Source organism: Streptomyces sp. NPDC127106, assembly GCF_042677605.1.
Taxonomy (GTDB): Bacteria; Actinomycetota; Actinomycetes; order Streptomycetales; family Streptomycetaceae; genus Streptomyces.
Window position 1 is genome coordinate 84,191 of the sequence record NZ_JBHXTC010000006.1, and the last position, 18,618, is coordinate 102,808.

Annotated in this window: 16 protein-coding genes; 14 read left to right on the forward strand and 2 right to left on the reverse strand. The window is 70.7% G+C overall.

The genetic code is table 11. The features are described from left to right. Window positions 1-4 precede the first annotated feature (4 nt). From ACFVGY_RS08600 to nuoN, 13 genes are read left to right on the forward strand one after another with little or no spacing between them, the layout of a single operon-like run. Entirely contained in the window at window positions 5-559 is a 555-nt protein-coding gene (locus ACFVGY_RS08600; RefSeq protein ID WP_360624040.1) for an NADH-quinone oxidoreductase subunit B family protein, read from the forward strand. Next, entirely contained in the window at window positions 556-1,314 is a 759-nt protein-coding gene (locus ACFVGY_RS08605) for an NADH-quinone oxidoreductase subunit C (RefSeq protein ID WP_385673093.1), read from the forward strand. The genes ACFVGY_RS08600 and ACFVGY_RS08605 overlap by 4 nt, the downstream gene beginning before the upstream one ends. After that, the gene (locus ACFVGY_RS08610; RefSeq protein ID WP_385673096.1) at window positions 1,314-2,639 is read left to right on the forward strand and encodes an NADH-quinone oxidoreductase subunit D; all 1,326 of its coding nucleotides are present in this window, start codon (window positions 1,314-1,316) and stop codon (window positions 2,637-2,639) included. The genes ACFVGY_RS08605 and ACFVGY_RS08610 overlap by 1 nt, the downstream gene beginning before the upstream one ends. Beyond that, window positions 2,636-3,403 (forward strand): NADH-quinone oxidoreductase subunit NuoE, encoded by a 768-nt coding sequence (gene nuoE / locus ACFVGY_RS08615; RefSeq protein WP_385673099.1) that lies wholly within the window; start codon window positions 2,636-2,638, stop codon window positions 3,401-3,403. Before ACFVGY_RS08610 ends, nuoE begins: the two co-directional genes overlap by 4 nt. Beyond that, complete coding sequence (gene nuoF, locus ACFVGY_RS08620) at window positions 3,403-4,752, forward strand: NADH-quinone oxidoreductase subunit NuoF (protein ID WP_385673102.1); 1,350 nt, start codon at window positions 3,403-3,405, stop codon at window positions 4,750-4,752. The genes nuoE and nuoF overlap by 1 nt, the downstream gene beginning before the upstream one ends. Next, complete coding sequence (locus tag ACFVGY_RS08625) at window positions 4,749-7,232, forward strand: NADH-quinone oxidoreductase subunit G (protein WP_385673105.1); 2,484 nt, start codon at window positions 4,749-4,751, stop codon at window positions 7,230-7,232. The genes nuoF and ACFVGY_RS08625 overlap by 4 nt, the downstream gene beginning before the upstream one ends. Beyond that, window positions 7,229-8,596: an NADH-quinone oxidoreductase subunit NuoH gene (gene nuoH, locus ACFVGY_RS08630; protein ID WP_385673108.1), complete on the forward strand. Its 1,368-nt coding sequence runs from the start codon at window positions 7,229-7,231 to the stop codon at window positions 8,594-8,596. Before ACFVGY_RS08625 ends, nuoH begins: the two co-directional genes overlap by 4 nt. Next, the gene (gene nuoI / locus ACFVGY_RS08635) at window positions 8,589-9,200 is read left to right on the forward strand and encodes an NADH-quinone oxidoreductase subunit NuoI (protein WP_385673111.1); all 612 of its coding nucleotides are present in this window, start codon (window positions 8,589-8,591) and stop codon (window positions 9,198-9,200) included. The genes nuoH and nuoI overlap by 8 nt, the downstream gene beginning before the upstream one ends. Beyond that, window positions 9,197-10,012 (forward strand): NADH-quinone oxidoreductase subunit J, encoded by an 816-nt coding sequence (locus ACFVGY_RS08640; protein ID WP_385673113.1) that lies wholly within the window; start codon window positions 9,197-9,199, stop codon window positions 10,010-10,012. The genes nuoI and ACFVGY_RS08640 overlap by 4 nt, the downstream gene beginning before the upstream one ends. Continuing rightward, entirely contained in the window at window positions 10,009-10,308 is a 300-nt protein-coding gene (gene nuoK, locus ACFVGY_RS08645) for an NADH-quinone oxidoreductase subunit NuoK (protein WP_179174150.1), read from the forward strand. The genes ACFVGY_RS08640 and nuoK overlap by 4 nt, the downstream gene beginning before the upstream one ends. Before the next feature lie 12 nt (window positions 10,309-10,320). Next, window positions 10,321-12,261, forward strand: coding sequence for an NADH-quinone oxidoreductase subunit L (gene nuoL / locus ACFVGY_RS08650; RefSeq protein WP_385673116.1), 1,941 nt, complete (start codon window positions 10,321-10,323; stop codon window positions 12,259-12,261). A gap of 1 nt (window position 12,262) precedes the next feature. Beyond that, complete coding sequence (locus tag ACFVGY_RS08655; RefSeq protein ID WP_385673119.1) at window positions 12,263-13,870, forward strand: NADH-quinone oxidoreductase subunit M; 1,608 nt, start codon at window positions 12,263-12,265, stop codon at window positions 13,868-13,870. Window positions 13,871-13,920: 50 nt separating this feature from the next. Beyond that, window positions 13,921-15,522: an NADH-quinone oxidoreductase subunit NuoN gene (gene nuoN, locus ACFVGY_RS08660; protein WP_385673421.1), complete on the forward strand. Its 1,602-nt coding sequence runs from the start codon at window positions 13,921-13,923 to the stop codon at window positions 15,520-15,522. 75 nt (window positions 15,523-15,597) lie between these two features. Here nuoN and ACFVGY_RS08665 read toward each other — a convergent pair whose 3' ends face one another. Together ACFVGY_RS08665 and fahA are read right to left on the reverse strand one after the other, a co-directional pair. Beyond that, window positions 15,598-16,197: a Uma2 family endonuclease gene (locus ACFVGY_RS08665; protein WP_385673121.1), complete on the reverse strand. Its 600-nt coding sequence runs from the start codon at window positions 16,195-16,197 to the stop codon at window positions 15,598-15,600. 221 nt (window positions 16,198-16,418) lie between these two features. Further along, on the reverse strand, window positions 16,419-17,642 hold the full coding sequence (gene fahA, locus ACFVGY_RS08670; protein ID WP_385673124.1) for a fumarylacetoacetase: 1,224 nt from the start codon (window positions 17,640-17,642) through the stop codon (window positions 16,419-16,421). A 141-nt stretch (window positions 17,643-17,783) separates the two neighbouring features. Between fahA and ACFVGY_RS08675 the strand changes: the two genes are divergently transcribed. Continuing rightward, window positions 17,784-18,602: a Cof-type HAD-IIB family hydrolase gene (locus tag ACFVGY_RS08675; RefSeq protein WP_385673127.1), complete on the forward strand. Its 819-nt coding sequence runs from the start codon at window positions 17,784-17,786 to the stop codon at window positions 18,600-18,602. Window positions 18,603-18,618 lie beyond the last annotated feature (16 nt).

An 18,618-nucleotide genomic window follows, 5' to 3' on the forward strand; every position in this document is an offset into this window, starting at 1 on the left:
TCCCATGGGACTGGAAGAAAAGCTGCCGAGCGGCTTCCTGCTGACCACCGTCGAACAGGCCGCGGGCTGGGTGCGCAAAGCCTCCGTCTTCCCCGCCACCTTCGGCCTGGCCTGCTGTGCCATCGAGATGATGACCACCGGTGCGGGGCGGTACGACCTGGCCCGCTTCGGCATGGAGGTCTTCCGCGGCTCCCCGCGCCAGGCCGACCTGATGATCGTGGCCGGCCGGGTCAGCCAGAAGATGGCGCCGGTGCTGCGGCAGGTGTACGACCAGATGCCCGCTCCCAAATGGGTTATCTCCATGGGGGTTTGTGCATCTTCGGGCGGAATGTTCAACAACTACGCGATCGTCCAGGGCGTCGACCACATCGTCCCGGTGGACATCTACCTGCCCGGCTGCCCGCCGCGCCCCGAGATGCTGATGGACGCGATCCTCAAGCTCCACCAGAAGATCCAGACCTCCAAGCTCGGGGTGAACCGGGAAGAGGCGGCCCGCGAGGCCGAGGCCGCGGCCCTCAAGGCCCTCCCCACCATCGAGATGAAGGGGCTGCTCCGGTGAGCGAGACCACCCCAGACCACGGCAACGGGAACGGGAACGGGAACGGCAACGGCAACGGGAACAACGTTCCCGCCCCCCGGGAGTCCGCCGGCGGCCCCGAGGTGATCGGCGTCCGCAAGGGCATGTTCGGCGCCCGCGGCGGCGGCGACACCAGCGGCTACGGCGGCCTGGTCCGCACCGTCGCCCTGCCCGGCCCGAGCCACCGCCCGTACGGCTCCTACTTCGACGAGGTCGCCGACGAGCTCGAAGGGGCCCTGGAGGAGCAGGACCTGCTCCCCGCCAACGCCATCGAGAAGACGGTCGTCGACCGCGGCGAGCTCACCTTCCACATCGCCCGCGAGCACCTCGTCCGGGTGGCCTCGACCCTCCGCGACGACCCCGCCCTGCGCTTCGAACTGTGCACCGGCGTCAGCGGCGTCCACTACCCCGAGGACCGGGGCCGCGAGCTGCACGCCGTCTACCACCTGCGCTCGATCACCCACGGCCGGACCGTGCGCCTGGAGGTGTCCGCCCCGGACAGCGACCCGCACGTCCCCTCGCTCGTCCCCGTCTACCCGACCAACGACTGGCACGAGCGCGAGACGTACGACTTCTTCGGCCTGGTCTTCGACGGGCACCCGGCCCTCACCCGGATCATGATGCCGGACGACTGGCAGGGCTTCCCGCAGCGCAAGGACTACCCGCTCGGCGGCATCGCCGTCGAGTACAAGGGCGCCCAGATCCCGGCTCCCGACCAGCGGAGGTCGTACAGCTGATGTCCAACACCTCAAACCATGCGGCCTCCCGCGAAACCACCGAGGGCACCGTCTACACGGTCACCGGCGGCGACTGGGAGATCGTCCAGTCAGCGGCCAAGGCGGACGACGAGCGCATCGTCGTCAACATGGGGCCCCAGCACCCGTCCACCCACGGTGTGCTCCGCCTCATCCTGGAGATTGACGGCGAGACGGTCACCGAGGCCCGCTGCGGCATCGGCTACCTCCACACCGGCATCGAGAAGAACCTCGAATTCCGGAACTGGACGCAAGGCACCACCTTCGTCACGCGCATGGACTACCTCACGCCGTTCTTCAACGAGACGGCGTACTGCCTCGGCGTCGAGAAGCTGCTCGGCATCACCGACCAGGTCCCCGACCGCGCCACCGTCATCCGCGTGCTGCTGATGGAGCTCAACCGGCTCTCCTCCCACCTGGTGTGCATCGCCACCGGCGGCATGGAGCTCGGCGCCACCACGATCATGATCTACGGCTTCCGGGACCGCGAGCTGATCCTCGACATCTTCGAGCTGATCACCGGCCTGCGCATGAACCACGCGTTCGTCCGCCCCGGCGGCCTCGCCCAGGACCTGCCCCCCGGCGCCGTGGACCAGCTGCGCGACTTCCTCAAGACCATGAAGAGGAACCTGCCGGAGTACGACAAGCTCGCCACCGGCAACCCCATCTTCAAGGCCCGCATGCAGGACGTCGGCTACCTCGACCTCACCGGCTGCATGGCCCTCGGCGCCACCGGCCCGATCCTGCGCTCCGCGGGCCTGCCGCACGACCTGCGCAAGGCGGACCCGTACTGCGGCTACGAGACCTACGAGTTCGACGTGCCGACCACCGAGACCTGCGACTCCTACGGGCGGTTCCTGATCCGCCTGGAGGAGATGCGCCAGTCCCTGCGGATCGTCGAGCAGTGCCTGGACCGGCTGGAGCCCGGCCCCGTCATGGTCGCCGACAAGAAGATCGCCTGGCCGGCGCAGCTCGCGATGGGCCCCGACGGGCTCGGCAACTCGCTCGACCACATCAAGAACATCATGGGCACCTCCATGGAGGCCCTCATCCACCACTTCAAGTTGGTGACCGAAGGCTTCCGGGTGCCCGCCGGGCAGGCCTACGCGGCCGTCGAGTCCCCCAAGGGCGAACTCGGCGTCCACGTCGTCTCCGACGGCGGCACCCGCCCCTACCGGGTCCACTTCCGCGACCCGTCCTTCACCAACCTGCAGGCCATGGCCGCGATGTGCGAGGGCGGCCAGGTCGCCGACGTCATCGTCGCCGTCGCCTCCATCGACCCCGTGATGGGAGGCGTCGACCGATGACAGCCAATCCCGCCCGTCGAGAGGTGAGCCTGGGCATGCCCCAGCTGCCCGCCCCCGACTACCCGGCGGAGGTCCGCGCGCGGCTGGCGGCGGACGCCGCGGACGTCATCGCCCGCTACCCCGACAGCCGCTCCGCCCTCCTGCCGCTGCTGCACCTCACCCAGTCCGAGGAGGGCCACGTCTCGCCCACCGGCATCCGGTTCTGCGCCGAGACGCTCGGCCTGACCACCGCCGAGGTCACCGCCGTCGCCACGTTCTACACGATGTACCGCCGCCGGCCCTCCGGCGACTACCAGGTCGGCGTCTGCACCAACACGCTGTGCGCCGTCATGGGCGGCGACGCCATCTTCGAGGAGCTCAAGGAGCACCTCGGGGTCGGCAACGACGGGCCCGATATGACCACAGCCGACGGCAAGGTCACCCTCGAACACATCGAGTGCAACGCGGCCTGCGACTACGCCCCCGTCGTGATGGTCAACTGGGAGTTCTTCGACAACCAGACCCCCGAGTCCGCCAAGGCCCTCGTCGACGACCTGCGCGCCGGCCGCCCCGTCGAGCCGACCCGGGGCGCGCCCCTGTGCACGTACAAGGAGACCGCCCGGATCCTGGCCGGCTTCCCCGACGAGCGGCCCGGCGCCGTCGAGGCGAGCGGCGGCGCCGGCCCCGCCTCCCTCATCGGGCTGCGCATCGCGCGCGGCGAGACCCCGCACCACGGCAAGGTCGTGCACCCGCGCGGCGAGGCGACCGGCGAGGAGGGGGAGTGATGACGTTGACCACTGCCATGCACGAGAACGGCACCAGCCCGGAGAAGCTGCTGGCCCCCGTGTTGTCTGCGTTCTGGGACGAACCGCGGTCGTGGACGCTGGAGACCTACCGGCGCCACGAGGGCTACGAGGGCCTGCGCAAGGCCCTCGCCATGACCCCGGACGAGGTCATCGCGTACGTGAAGGACTCCGGCCTGCGCGGACGCGGCGGCGCGGGCTTCCCCACCGGGATGAAGTGGCAGTTCATCCCGCAGGGCGACGGAAAGCCGCACTACCTCGTCGTGAACGCCGACGAGTCGGAGCCGGGAACCTGCAAGGACATCCCCCTCCTCTTCGCCAACCCGCACTCCCTCATCGAGGGAATGGTCATCGCCTGCTACGCGATCCGGTCGGAGCACGCCTTCATCTACCTGCGCGGCGAGGTCGTGCCGGTCCTGCGGCGCCTGCACGAGGCGGTGCGCGAGGCGTACGAGGCCGGCTACCTCGGAGATGACGTCCTCGGGAGCGGGATGAAGCTGGACATCACCGTGCACGCGGGAGCGGGCGCGTACATCTGCGGCGAGGAGACGGCCCTCCTCGACTCCCTCGAAGGCCGGCGCGGTCAGCCCCGGCTGCGTCCCCCCTTCCCCGCCGTCGAGGGGCTCTACGCGTGCCCCACTGTCGTCAACAACGTCGAGTCCATCGCATCGGTTCCCGCGATCCTCGCCAAGGGCAAGGACTGGTTCAAGGCGATGGGGACCGAGAAGTCCCCCGGCTTCACCCTGTACTCGCTCTCCGGGCACGTCGCCGCCCCCGGCCAGTACGAGGCCCCGCTCGGCATCACCCTGCGCCAGCTCCTCGACATGAGCGGCGGGATGCGCCCCGGCCACCGGCTGAAGTTCTGGACCCCCGGCGGCTCCTCCACCCCCATGTTCACCGCCGAGCACCTGGACGTGCCGCTCGACTACGAGGGCGTCGGTGCGGCCGGGTCGATGCTCGGCACCAAGGCGCTGCAGTGCTTCGACGAGACGACCTGCGTCGTGCGCGCCGTGACCCGGTGGACCGAGTTCTACGCCCACGAGTCCTGCGGCAAGTGCACCCCCTGCCGCGAGGGCACCTACTGGCTGGTCCAGCTCCTGCGCGACATCGAGGCCGGCAAGGGCGTCATGTCCGACCTCGACAAGCTGAACGACATCGCCGACAACATCAACGGCAAGTCGTTCTGCGCGCTCGGTGACGGCGCCGCCAGCCCGATCTTCTCCTCGCTGAAGTACTTCCGCGAGGAGTACGAGCAGCACATCACGGGCAAGGGCTGCCCCTTCGACCCCAGGAAGTCGACCCTCTGGGCCGACAGGGAGGTGAACGCATGACCGTCGCCACGAACGCCCCCGCCGGTGGCGGAGCGGCCGCGGTGCCGCCCGAGGACGCGGTCTCCCTCACCATCGACGGCATCGAACTGTCGGTGCCCAAGGGAACCCTGGTCATCCGGGCCGCCGAGCAGATCGGCATCGAGATCCCCCGGTTCTGCGACCACCCCCTCCTCGACCCGGTCGGCGCCTGCCGGCAGTGCATCGTCGAGGTCGAGGGCCAGCGCAAGCCGATGGCCTCCTGCACCATCACCTGCACCGACGGCATGGTCGTCCGCACGCAGCTCACCTCGCCGGTCGCCGAGAAGGCCCAGCGCGGGGTCATGGAGCTGCTGCTCATCAACCACCCGCTGGACTGCCCGGTCTGCGACAAGGGCGGCGAGTGCCCGCTGCAGAACCAGGCGATGTCGCACGGCAACGCCGACTCCCGGTTCGAGGGGAAGAAGCGCACCTACGAGAAGCCGGTGCCGATCTCCACGCAGGTGCTGCTGGACCGCGAGCGCTGCGTGCTGTGCGCCCGCTGCACCCGCTTCTCCCAGCAGGTCGCCGGCGACCCGATGATCGAACTGCTGGAACGCGGCGCGCTGCAGCAGGTCGGCACCGGCGAGGGCGACCCCTTCGAGTCGTACTTCTCCGGCAACACCATCCAGATCTGCCCCGTCGGCGCCCTCACCTCGGCCGCGTACCGGTTCCGCTCCCGCCCCTTCGATCTCGTCTCCTCCCCGAGCGTGTGCGAGCACTGCGCGGGCGGCTGCGCGACCCGCACCGACCACCGGCGCGGCAAGGTGCTGCGCCGGATGGCCGCCGAGGACCCCGAGGTCAACGAGGAGTGGATCTGCGACAAGGGCCGGTTCGCGTTCCGGTACGCCCAGCGCCCCGACCGGCTGACCACCCCGCTGGTCCGCAACGCCGAGGGCGTCCTGGAGCCGGCGAGCTGGCCCGAGGCCCTGGAGGCCGCGGCCGCCGGGCTCGCCGCCGCTCGCGGCCGGGCCGGTGTGCTGACCGGCGGGCGGCTCACCGTCGAGGACGCCTACGCGTACGCCAAGTTCGCGCGGGTGGTCCTGGACACCAACGACATCGACTTCCGGGCCCGCGTGCACAGCGCGGAGGAGGCCGAGTTCCTGGCCTCCGAGGTCGCCGGGTACGGGGTCGACCTGCGCGGGCCGTGGCCTTCGTACGGGGAGCTGGAAGCCGCACCGGCCGTGCTCCTCGTCGGCATCGAGGCCGAGGAGGAGGCGCCGGGCGTCTTCCTGCGGCTGCGCAAGGCGCACCGCAAGCGCAAGCAGCGGACCTTCGCCCTCGCCCCGTTCGCCACCCGCGGCCTGGTCAAGGCGGGCGGGACGCTGCTGGCCGCGGCCCCCGGCACCGAGCCCGAGTGGCTCGACGCGCTGGCCTCCGGCACCGGCCTGGAGACGGGCGGCGCCGAGGCCGCCGAGGCGCTGCGCCGGACCGGCGCCGTCATCGTCGTCGGCGAGCGCCTCGCCGGGGTGCCGGGCGCCCTGACCGCGGCGGTACGCACGGCGGCCGCGACCGGCGCCACCCTGGTGTGGATCCCGCGCCGGGCCGGCGAACGGGCCGCGATCGAGGCCGGCGCACTGCCGTCCCTGCTGCCCGGCGGCCGCCCGGCCACCGACCCGCGGGCCCGCGAAGAGGTCGCCGCCGCCTGGGGGACGGACGAACTCCCGCACCGCTACGGCCGTGACACCGGGCAGATCGTCGAGGCCGCCGCCACCGGCGAACTGTCCGCCCTGCTCGTGGCGGGCGTCGAGGTCACCGACCTGCCGGACCCGCAGCGGGCCCGGACCGCCCTGAAGGAGGCCTTCACGGTCTCCCTGGAGCTGCGGCCCGGCGAGGTCACCGACCACGCCGACGTGGTCTTCCCGGTCGCGGCCGTCGCCGAGAAGGCCGGCACGTTCATCAACTGGGAGGGCCGGGTCCGGCCGTTCGAGGCCGCGCTCAAGCCCGACCAGATGACCCGCACGCCCGCCCCCGCCGACGCCCGCGTGCTGCACATGCTGGCCGACGCCGCCGACCGGCCGCTCGCCCTGCCCGACGTGCACGCCGTGCGCCGCGAACTGGACCGGCTCGGCCCGTGGGAGGGCGCACTCGCAGCCGACGTCTCCGCCGGCACCGAGCCGCTGCCCCGCCCCGGAGCCGGTGAGGCCGTCCTCGCCGGGCACCGGTTGCTCCTCGACCGGGGGCTGCTCCAGGAGGGCGACGAGGCCCTGGCGGGCACCCGGCACGAGGCCGCGGCCCGGCTGTCGGCCGCCACGGCCACCGAAACGGGCGTCAAGGACGGCGACGTCCTCGCGGTGACCGGCCCGTCCGGCACCGTGGAACTCCCGCTGCGGATCACGCAGATGCCCGACCGGGTGGTCTGGCTCCCGCTGAACTCCACGGGCTCGGGCGTGCGCGCCGACACCGGCGCCCTGCCGGGCACCCTCGTACGGATCGGCCCGGCGACCCCGGAGGTGGGCGCGTGAACGCGGTACAGCTCGCTGCCGAGGACCTGTCCCTGTTCGGTCGGGACCCCTGGTGGCTCGTCGTCCTCAAGGCGGTGTTCTGCTTCGCCTTCCTGATGGTGACCGTGCTCTTCTCCATCGTGTGGGAGCGCAAGGTCGTCGCCTGGATGCAGCTGCGCATCGGCCCCAACCGGCACGGCCCCTGGGGCATGCTCCAGTCGCTCGCCGACGGCGTGAAGCTGATGCTCAAGGAAGACATCATCGTCAAGCGGGCCGACAAGGTCGTCTACGTCCTGGCGCCGATCGTCGCGGCGATCCCGGCGTTCATGGCGATCGCGGTGATCCCCTTCGGGCCCCCCGGCGACGAGGTCTCGATCTTCGGCGTGCGCACCACGATGCAGCTCACCGACCTGCCCATCGCGATGCTGTACATCCTCGCGGTGGCCTCGGTCGGCATCTACGGCATCGTGCTCGCCGGCTGGTCCTCGGGCTCCACGTACCCGCTGCTCGGGGGCTTGCGCTCCTGCGCCCAGATGATCAGCTACGAGATCGCGATGGGCGCGGCCTTCGCCTCCGTCTTCCTCTACTCCGGGTCGATGTCGACGTCGGCGATCGTGGAGGCGCAGGCGGACCGCTGGTTCATCGTGCTGCTGCCGGTGTCGTTCATCATCTACGTCGTCACGATGGTCGGCGAGACGAACCGCGCCCCGTTCGACATGCCGGAGTCCGAGGGCGACCTCGTCGGCGGCTTCAACACCGAGTACTCGTCCATCAAGTTCGCGATGTTCATGCTGGCCGAGTACGTCAACATGGTCACCGTCTCGGCGGTCTCGGTCACCCTGTTCCTCGGCGGCTGGCGGGCCCCGTACCCGATCAGCAGCTTCTGGGAGGGCGCCAACCACGGGTGGTGGCCGCTGCTCTGGTTCGTCATCAAGGTGCAGCTGCTGCTGTTCTTCTTCATCTGGCTGCGCGGCACCCTGCCCCGCGTCCGCTACGACCAGCTGATGAAGCTCGGCTGGAAGGTCCTGATCCCGGTCTCCGTCCTGTGGCTGATGCTGGTCGCGACCGTCCGGGCGCTGCGCAACGAGGCCTACGACTTCTCGCAGATCGTCCTGTACGTCGGCGGCGCGGTCGTCGCGGTCCTGCTGCTGTCCTTCGTCGCCGACGTGCTGCGCGACCGCAAGGAGAAGGCGGCGGCCGGGCGGTCCGCGGCCGCTGCTGCGGCGCCCTTCGACCCGCTCGCGGGCGGATACCCCGTACCCCCCAAGCCCGGCCAGCAGCTGGCACCCGTACCGCGCAGGCGGCCGCGCGGGGAGCGGGAGCTGATTGTCAGTGGCGGGGCGAATACTGACAGTGACCGAGAGGAGGGTGCTGAGAATGTCTGACGAGAAGTGGCAGAACCCGGTGGCCGGCTTCGGCGTGACCTTCAAGGCCATGTTCAAGAAGCGCCTCACCGAGCAGTACCCGGAGCAGCAGAAGACCACCGCCCCGCGCTTCCACGGACGGCACCAGCTGAACCGGCACCCGGACGGTCTGGAGAAGTGCATCGGGTGCGAGCTGTGCGCCTGGGCCTGCCCCGCGGACGCCATCTACGTGGAGGGCGCGGACAACACCGAGGAGGAGCGCTACTCCCCGGGCGAGCGGTACGGCCGCGTCTACCAGATCAACTACGCCCGCTGCATCCTGTGCGGGCTGTGTATCGAGGCGTGTCCGACGCGGGCGCTGACGATGACGAACGAGTTCGAACTGGCCGATGCCAGCCGCGAGTCGCTCATCTACACCAAGGAGCAGCTGCTGGCGGGCCTGACCGAGGGCATGGTCGAAGCGCCGCACGCGATGTACCCGGGGACGGACGAACAGGACTACTACCGCGGCCTGGTGACGGGGGCGGCGCCCGGTACGGAGCGGCAGGCCGCCGTGTCCAAGGGCGAGACCCCGCAGGAGAAGGCGGCCCACGGCGGCGGTCCGGCCGAGGGGGTGGGGGCGTGAGCGCGCTCGCCGCGTCCGCGGCCTCGGTCACCTCGACCGGTGAGGCCGTGCAGTTCTGGATCCTCGGCACGGTCGCGGTGATCGGCGCGCTGGCGACGATCCTGATGAAGAAGGCCGTGCACAGTGCCCTGAGCCTGGCCGGGACGATGATCGTCCTGGCGGTGTTCTACCTCGCCAACGGGGCGTACTTCCTGGGCGTGGTCCAGGTCATCGTCTACACCGGCGCGATCATGATGCTGTTCCTGTTCGTGGTCATGCTGGTCGGCGTCACCGCCGCCGACTCGCTGAAGGAGACCATCAAGGGACAGCGCTGGCTGGCCGTGCTGTGCGGGCTCGGCTTCGGCATCCTGCTGATCGCCGGCATCGCCCACGCCTCGCTGAACCACTGGAACGGGCTCGGCCGGATCAACTCCGCCGGCCACGTCGAGGGCCTGGCCACGCTGATCTTCACCCGGTACGTGTTCGCCTTCGAGATCACCGGCGCGCTGCTGATCACCGCCGCCGTCGGCGCGATGGTGCTCACCCACCGCGAGCGCACCGAGCGGGCCGCCACCCAGCGCGAGCTGTCCGAGCGGCGCGTCCGCGAGGGCGTCCAGCTCCCGCCGCTGCCCGCGCCCGGCGTCTACGCCCGGCACAACGCGGTGGACGTCGCGGGCCTGCTGCCGGACGGGACTCCGTCCGAACTGACGGTCAGCAAGACGCTGCGGGCCCGCGGCCAGATCCGGGACGTCTCCGACGAGGCCCTGTCGGACCTGAAGGAGCTGGAGCAGCGCGCGGCGGAGCGGCTCGGCCGTGAGGAGGCCTCGAAGTGAACCCGGTCAACTACCTGTACCTCGCGGCCCTGCTGTTCACCATCGGCGCCGCGGGAGTGCTGATCCGCAAGAACGCCGTCGTGCTGTTCATGTGCGTCGAGCTGATGCTCAACGCCTGCAACCTCGCCTTCGTCGCCTTCTCGCGGATGCACGGCAACCTCGACGGCCAGATCATCGCGTTCTTCACGATGGTCGTCGCCGCCGCGGAGGTCGTGGTGGGCCTCGCGATCATCGTGTCGCTCTTCCGCACCCGCCACTCGGCCTCGGTCGACGACGCCAGCCTGATGAAGCTGTAAGGGGCGTACACAGTGGACAATCTGATCGCGCTGCTCGTGGCGGCACCCCTGCTCGGAGCGGCGGTGCTGCTGTGCGGCGGGCGGCGCCTCGACAAGACCGGGCACTGGCTCGGCACCCTGCTCGCGGCGGTCTCCTTCGGCATCGGCGCGGCCCTGTTCGCCGACATGCTGGGCCGCCCGGCCGACGAGCGGACCCTGCGGCAGTTCGTGTACAGCTGGATCCCGGTGGAGGGCTTCCAAGCCGACGTCGCGTTCCGGCTGGACCAGCTGTCGATGACGTTCGTCCTGCTCATCACCGGTGTGGGCACGCTCATCCACGTGTACTCGATCGGGTACATGGAGCACGACGAGCGCCGCCGCCGCTTCTTCGGCTACCTCAACCTGTTCCTCGCGGCGATGCTGCTGCTGGTCCTCGCCGACAACTACCTGCTGCTGTACGTCGGATGGGAGGGCGTGGGCCTCGCCTCGTACCTGCTCATCGGCTTCTGGCAGCACAAGCCCAGCGCGGCGACCGCCGCGAAGAAGGCCTTCCTGGTCAACCGGGTCGGCGACATGGGCCTGTCGATCGCGATCATGCTGCTGTTCACCACGTTCGGCACGTTCGCGTTCGGGCCGGTGTTCGCCTCCGCGGACAAGGCCTCCGAGGGCGTGCTGACGGCGATCGGCCTGATGCTGCTGCTCGCCGCCTGCGGCAAGTCGGCCCAGGTGCCGCTGCAGTCCTGGCTCGGCGACGCGATGGAGGGCCCGACCCCGGTCTCGGCGCTCATCCACGCGGCGACGATGGTCACCGCCGGCGTCTACCTGATCGTCCGCTCCGCGGCGATCTTCAACGGGGCGCCGGACGCACAGCTCGTCACCACCATCGTCGGCGCGGTCACGCTGCTCTTCGGTGCGATCGTCGGTTGCGCGAAGGACGACATCAAGAAGGCCCTCGCCGGGTCGACGATGTCGCAGATCGGCTACATGATCCTCGCCGCCGGCCTCGGCCCGATCGGCTACGTGTTCGCGATCATGCACCTGGTCACGCACGGCTTCTTCAAGGCCGGCCTCTTCCTCGGCGCCGGCTCCGTGATGCACGGGATGAACGACGAGGTCGACATGCGCAAGTACGGCGGCCTGCGCCGGTACATGCCGATCACGTTCGTGACGTTCGGGCTCGGCTACCTCGCGATCATCGGCTTCCCCGGCCTGTCCGGCTTCTTCTCCAAGGACAAGATCATCGAGGCGGCCTTCGCCAAGGGCGGCACCGAGGGCTGGATCCTCGGCTCGGTCGCCCTGCTCGGCGCGGCCATCACCGCGTTCTACATGACCCGGGTCATGCTGCTGACCTTCTTCGGGGAGAAGCGGTGGCAGCCGGCGCCCGACGCCGATGCCGTGCCGGGCGTCGAGCCCGGGGCCGAGCACCACGCCGGGGAGCTCCCGCACCCGCACGAGTCCCCGAAGTCCATGACCGCCCCGATGATCCTGCTGGCCTTCGGATCGGTCTTCGCCGGCGCGTTCTTCGTGATCGGCGACCGGTTCCTGAACTGGCTGGAGCCCGTCACCGGGTACGAGCACGGACACCCGCCGGTCAGCGCCCTGACGGTGACCCTCGCGACGATGGCCTGCCTCGTCGTCGGCGTCGGGATCGCCTGGGCGATGTACGGGCGCCGGCCGGTGCCCGTGACCGCCCCGCGCGGCAGCGTGCTCACCCGGGCCGCCCGTCGGGACCTGCTCCAGGACGACTTCAACCACGTCGTGCTGGTGCGCGGCGGCGAGCACCTGACCCGCTCGCTCGTCTACGTCGACCACAGCCTGGTCGACGGCGTGGTCAACGGGACGGCCGCCTCGGTCGGCGGCCTGTCGGGCCGCCTGCGCAAGCTGCAGAACGGCTACGCCCGCAGCTACGCGGTCTCGATGTTCGGGGGCACGGCGATCCTCATCGCCGCGACCCTGCTGATGAGGGCGGTGTGAGATGTCCCTTCCCCTGTTGACGGTGACGGCCGCGGTCCCCGCGGTCGGAGCGGTCCTCACCGCGGCCGTCCCGGCCGCCCGCCGGACCGCCGCCAAATGGCTCGCCCTGCTCTTCTCGCTGGCCACCCTGGCCCTGGCCGTGCTCGTCGCCGTCCGCTTCGATCCGGCCGGCGAGCGCTACCAGCTCACCGAGTCCCACGCCTGGATCGCCGACTTCGGCGTCCGCTACCAGCTCGGCGTCGACGGCATCGGGGTGGCGCTGATCGGGCTGACGGCACTGCTGGTGCCGTTCGTCATCGCAGCCGGCTGGCACGACGCGGACCCCCTGGAGACCCGCTCGTCGCGCTGGCGGCCGACGCAGGGCTTCTTCGCCCTCATCCTGATGGTCGAAGCGATGGTGATCATCTCGTTCGAGGCCACCGACGTCTTCCTCTTCTACATCTTCTTCGAAGCCATGCTCATCCCGATGTACTTCCTCATCGGCGGCTTCGGAGACCGGGCACATGCCGGCTCCGACGAGAACGCGGCCGCGCAGCGGTCGTACGCGGCGGTCAAGTTCCTCCTGTACAACCTGGCCGGCGGCCTGATCATGCTGGCCGCGGTCATCGGGCTGTACGTGGTCGCCGGGAACTTCTCCCTCCAGGAGATCACCGCCGCCCGCGCCGCGGGCACCCTGGACATGTCGGCCACCACCGAGCGGCTCCTCTTCCTCGGCTTCTTCTTCGCCTTCGCCGTCAAGGCCCCGCTGTGGCCGCTGCACACCTGGCTGCCGAACGCGATGGGCGAATCCACCGCGCCGGTCGCCGTGCTGATCACCGCGGTCGTCGACAAGGTGGGCACCTTCGCGATGCTCCGCTTCTGCCTCGGCCTGTTCCCCGACGCCAGCAAGTGGGCCACCCCGGTGATCCTCGTCCTGGCCCTGATCAGCATCGTGTACGGCGCGCTCGTCGCCGTCGGGCAGCGCGACATCAAGCGGCTGGTGGCGTACGCGTCGATCTCGCACTTCGGCTTCATCGTCCTGGGCATCTTCGCGATGACCTCCCAGGGGCAGTCGGGCGCGACGCTGTACATGGTCAACCACGGCCTCTCCACCGCGGCCCTGATGCTCGTCGCCGGGTTCCTGATCTCCCGGCGCGGCTCGCGGCTCATCGCCGACTACGGCGGTGTGCAGAAGGTCGCCCCGGTCCTGGCCGGCACCTTCCTCATCGGTGGCCTCGCCACCCTGTCGCTGCCCGGGCTCGCCCCGTTCGTCAGCGAATTCCTGGTCCTGGTCGGCACGTTCGCGCGGTACCCCGTCATCGGCGTCATCGCCACCCTCGGCATCGTGCTGGCCGCCCTGTACACGCTGGTCCTCTACCAGCGCACCATGACCGGCCCGGTACGGGACGAGGTCCGCGGCATGCCGGACCTGCGGGCACGCGAACTCCTCGTCGTCGCCCCGCTGGTCGCCCTGCTGATCGGACTGGGCGTCTACCCGAAGCCGCTCACCGAGATCGTCAACCCGGCGGTGGAGTACACCATGGCGGACGTGAAGCAGACCGACCCGAAGCCCACCGTGCCCATGCAGAGCGTGGCCGTCGAGGCCAAGAACGGGGAGGCGGCGAAGTGAGCACCGTGACTTCGGCCCACGGCCTGTGGGCGGTCGCCGCGCAGGCCCCCATGGACAAGATCCCGGCCCCGCACATCGAGTACGCCCAGCTCGCGCCCACGCTGATCGTGGTGGGCGTGGCCATCGTCGGCGTCCTCGTCGAGGCCTTCGTACCGCGCACCGCCCGCTACTACGTCCAGGTGTTCCTCGCCGTCGCCGCACTGGCCTCCGCCTTCGCGGCGGTCGTCGGCCTCGCGGCCACCGGGTACGCGGGCGACAAGGCGCACATCGCGGCCATGGGCGCCATCGCCGTGGACGGGCCCGCCCTGTTCCTCCAGGGCACCATCCTGCTGGCGTCGCTCGTCGCCCTGTTCACCTTCGCCGAGCGGCACCTGGACCCGGCGGCGCACGGCAAGCGGGTGGACTCCTTCGCCGCCCAGGCGGCGTCCGTACCGGGCAGCGACAGCGAGAAGGCCGCCGTCAAGGCAGGCTTCACCACCACCGAGGTCTTCCCGCTGGCCCTGTTCGCGATCGCCGGAATGCTGATCTTCCCGGCGGCCAACGACCTGCTGACCCTGTTCGTCGCCCTGGAGGTCTTCTCCCTCCCGCTGTACCTGCTGTGCGCCCTCGCCCGCCGCCACCGGCTGGTGTCGCAGGAGGCGGCGGTCAAGTACTTCCTGCTCGGCGCCTTCTCGTCGGCGTTCCTCCTCTTCGGCATCGCGCTGCTCTACGGCTACGCGGGATCCGTCTCGTACGCGGCCATCGCGGACGTGGTGGACGGCACCGTCACGAAGATCGACCCGGCGCTCGCCGACACCATGGGCAATGACGTGCTGCTGCTGATCGGCGGGGCGCTCGTGCTCATGGGCCTGCTGTTCAAGGTCGGCGCGGTCCCCTTCCACATGTGGACCCCGGACGTCTACCAGGGCGCCCCGACGCCGGTCACCGGCTTCATGGCGGCGGCGACGAAGGTGGCCGCGTTCGGCGCGCTGCTGCGCCTGCTGTACGTCGTCCTGCCCGGCCTGCGGTGGGACTGGCGGCCGGTGATGTGGGGCGTGGCGATCGTGACGATGCTGGCCGGCGCGGTGATCGCGGTGACCCAGACCGACGTCAAGCGCTTGCTCGCCTACTCCTCGATCGCGCACGCGGGCTTCATCCTGGCCGGTGTGATCGCCACGTCGGCGGAGGGCGTCCAGGCGGTGCTGTTCTACCTCCTGGCGTACTCGTTCGTGACGATCGGTGCGTTCGCGGTGGTCACGCTGGTGCGCGACGCGGGCGGCGAGGCCACCCACCTGTCGAAGTGGGCGGGGCTCGGGCGTCGTTCGCCGCTGACCGCGGCCGTGTTCGCGGTGTTCCTGCTGGCCTTCGCGGGCATCCCGCTCACCTCCGGCTTCTCCGGGAAGTTCGCCGTGTTCAAGGCGGCGGCGGAGGGCGGCGCGGGTGCGCTCGTCGTGGTCGGTGTCATCTCGTCCGCGATCGCCGCGTTCTTCTACGTCCGGGTGATCGTCCTGATGTTCTTCAGCGAGCCGAAGGCGGACGGGCCGACGGTGGCCGTGCCGTCGCCGCTGACGATGACGACCATCGCGGTGGGTGTCGCCGTCACCCTGGTCCTGGGCGTGGCGCCGCAGTACTTCCTGGACCTGGCGGGTCAGGCGAGCACCTTCGTCCGCTGACCGGTTGTCGGGTGGACGTGCCGGGGCCCGGCTCCCTTGGGGGGAGCCGGGCCCTTGCCGTGTCCGCGCCAGCGGCTACTCGGGCCGTCGGCGCTTCTGCATGATCTCGGTGAGGTCCAGGTCGATGGGGAATGGCACGGAGACCTTGAGGCGGTCGTGGAAGATGCCGGTGCTCGTATAAGAGCCGGTAGCCGGTTCGCGCTCGAAGACGTAGACCACTGCCCGGCCATCCTGGTTCTCGACTCGCCAGTAGTGCGGGATCTTGGCACGGGCGTACTTCACGGGTTTGGTCTCGCGGTCACGGCTGACCGATTCTGGAGACACCACTTCAATCGCGAGCCGGACGGACTCGGCGGGAAGCCGGGTCTGGTTCGGGTTCTCGTCTTCTTCCTCGGGCACCACGATCACGTCCGGTTCCGGGCGATTTCGACGGTCGATGTCGATGGTGAACTCCCGAAGCACATCAAGGCCGTCCGGCGCCGAAGCCCGCAACTGCCATTCGAAGAAACTCACCGCGCGCACGTGAAAGCGGGTCTGCGGACTCACGAAAACCAGGCTCCCGTCGATCAGCTCCGTGTGCGGAGGCAGATTCGGAAGCGTGTCCAGGTCGTCCGCCGTCCAGCCGCCCTCCGGGGGTTCCGGCCAGCTGTATTCCGGGTTCATCAGTGCTCCCATGAACTGGAGTCTCGCCAGTCCGTTCAGCGTATCGCCGGGGAACGGCGCGGGGCCGCCCGCACGTGTGAGCGGGCGGCCGCGTGTTGACCATGTGCCGCTGGCATGGGCGGTCGGCATATGCGACGGACGTCGCCGTCTGGCGGGATCCGTCCCCTGCGGGCTCGGCGGGGCGGCGGGGCGGGCCGCCACCCCGCCGCAGTGCGCGGGCCGTGGAAGACGGACTAGCGGGAGGCCACGACGCGGCCCGTGACCTCGCCGAGGCCGACGCGGGTGCCCTCCGGGCCCGGGGCCCAGGCGGTCATGGTGACGGTGTCGCCGTCCTCCAGGAAGGTGCGCTTGCCCTCGGCCAGCTCGATGGCGTCGCGACCGTTCCAGGTCAGCTCCAGCAGGGAGCCGCGCTGGGCGACCTCGGGGCCGCTGACGGTGCCGGAACCGTACACGTCGCCGGTGCGCAGGGAGGCGCCGTTGACCGTCATGTGCGCGAGCTGCTGGGCCGCGGTCCAGTACATCGTCGAGAACGGCGGCTGCGCGACCTCCTGCCCGTTGATGGAGACGGTGATGTGCAGGTCGAAGCCGCCGGGGCGGTCGGCGTCGGCGTCGTCCAGGTAGGGCAGCAGCGGGAAGTCGCGGGCCGGCGGGGCGACCCGGGCCGCGTCGAGGGCCTCCAGCGGGGTCACCCAGGCGGAGACGGAGGTGGCGAACGACTTGCCGAGGAAGGGGCCCAGCGGCACGTACTCCCAGGCCTGGATGTCGCGCGCGGACCAGTCGTTGAGGAGGAACAGGCCGAAGACGTGGTCCTCGAAGTCGCCGAGTGCGACGGGGGTGCCCAGCTCGGAGGGGGTGCCGACGACGAAGCCGACCTCGGCCTCGATGTCGAGCTTGACCGACGGGCCGAAGACCGGGGCCGCGTCGGCGGGGGTCTTGCGCTGGCCGGAGGGGCGGACGACGTCGGTGCCGGAGACGACGATGGTGCCCGAGCGGCCGTGGTAACCGATCGGCAGGTGCTTCCAGTTGGGGGTGAGCGCGTCCCCGTCGGGGCGGAACATCCGGCCCACGTTGGTCGCGTGGTGCTCGCTGGCGTAGAAGTCGACGTAGTCGGCGACCTCGTACGGCAGGTGCATCGTGACCGCGTCGAGGGGCAGCAGGTGGGCCTCGACCGTCTCGCGGTGGCCGGGGTCGGTGACCCAGGCGGTCAGCGCCCGGCGCACGTCGCGCCAGGCCGTGCGGCCCGCGGCCAGCAGGGGGTTGAGCGAGGGCTGCCCGAGCAGGCCGGTGTACGGGGAGCCGAGCGCGTCCGCGGCCGCCCCTGCGTCGAGCACGTGCCCGCCGATGCGCACGCCGATCCGGCGGCGGGAGTCGCCGGCCGTGGAGAAGACGCCGTACGGGAGGTTGTACGGCCCGAACGGGTCGCCCTCGGGAACATCGAGGGGGCTCTGCTGGGGCATGGGGTACTGCCTCGCTTTCGATGCGGTCCGGGGGGTGTCCCGGGGGCTGGTTGATACGTTACGTGGCTGCTGGGGCCTGCGGGAGGCGGGATTCGGGCGCTATTTGTAGGACTTGTCCACTGGGGTCCGTATCCTTGCGCAGTGACTTCCGCCCCGCCTTCGGCCCCCCCTTTCTCTCTGATCGCCACTGACCTGGACGGGACCCTGCTGCGCGCCGGAGACACCGTCTCCGCCCGCTCGTACGCGGCGCTCGCGACGGCGCGCGCCACGGGCGCCCAGCACATCATCGTCACCGGGCGCCCCGTGCCACAGGTGCGCCATGTCCTTGACAGCCTTGGGTATACGGGGCTCGCGGTGTGCGGACAGGGCGCGCAGGTGTACGACGCGGCGCGCGGGCATCTGCTGCACGCCGTCGAAATGGAGCGGGAGCTGGCGGAGGAGGCGCTCGGCAAGATCGAGGCCGAGATCGGGGAGGTCTGGGCGGCGGTCGACCAGGAGGGGCTGGACGCCGCGATGCTGATAGGGCCCGGCTACCGGATGCCGCATCCCCACCTGCCGACGGTGCGGGTGCGGCAGCGCGCCGACCTGTGGGCCGCGCCCATCAACAAGGTGCTGCTCCAGCACCCGGAGCTCGACGACGACGAGCTCACGGAGGTCGCGCGGGGGGTCGTCGGCCACATGGTCAACGTGACCATGGCGGGGGAGCACACGGTGGAACTCCAGCCGCTCGGGGTGGACAAGGCCAGCGGGCTGGCGCTGGCGGCCGAGGTGCTGGGGGTCGGAGGTTCGCGCACCATCGCCTTCGGGGACATGCCGAACGACATCCCGATGTTCGCCTGGGCGGCGCACGGGGTCGCCATGGCGAACGCGCACCGCGAACTGATCGCCGTCGCGGACGAGGTGACACTGTCGAACGAGGACGACGGCATCGCGGTGGTCCTGGAGCGGCTCTTCGGCTGACCGGCCGCCGCGCCGG

What these genes read in the sequence shown, in the direction of transcription:
- ACFVGY_RS08655 (WP_385673119.1), top strand. Translation starts at nt 12,263, where the DNA reads ATGTCCCTTCCCCTGTTGACGGTGACGGCCGCGGTCCCCGCGGTCGGA.
- nuoF (WP_385673102.1), top strand. Translation starts at nt 3,403, where the DNA reads ATGACGTTGACCACTGCCATGCACGAGAACGGCACCAGCCCGGAGAAG.
- nuoE (WP_385673099.1), top strand. Translation starts at nt 2,636, where the DNA reads ATGACAGCCAATCCCGCCCGTCGAGAGGTGAGCCTGGGCATGCCCCAG.
- ACFVGY_RS08610 (WP_385673096.1), top strand. Translation starts at nt 1,314, where the DNA reads ATGTCCAACACCTCAAACCATGCGGCCTCCCGCGAAACCACCGAGGGC.
- fahA (WP_385673124.1), bottom strand. Translation starts at nt 17,642, where the DNA reads ATGCCCCAGCAGAGCCCCCTCGATGTTCCCGAGGGCGACCCGTTCGGG.
- ACFVGY_RS08665 (WP_385673121.1), bottom strand. Translation starts at nt 16,197, where the DNA reads ATGGGAGCACTGATGAACCCGGAATACAGCTGGCCGGAACCCCCGGAG.
- nuoN (WP_385673421.1), top strand. Translation starts at nt 13,921, where the DNA reads ATGGACAAGATCCCGGCCCCGCACATCGAGTACGCCCAGCTCGCGCCC.
- nuoI (WP_385673111.1), top strand. Translation starts at nt 8,589, where the DNA reads ATGTCTGACGAGAAGTGGCAGAACCCGGTGGCCGGCTTCGGCGTGACC.
- ACFVGY_RS08625 (WP_385673105.1), top strand. Translation starts at nt 4,749, where the DNA reads ATGACCGTCGCCACGAACGCCCCCGCCGGTGGCGGAGCGGCCGCGGTG.
- ACFVGY_RS08600 (WP_360624040.1), top strand. Translation starts at nt 5, where the DNA reads ATGGGACTGGAAGAAAAGCTGCCGAGCGGCTTCCTGCTGACCACCGTC.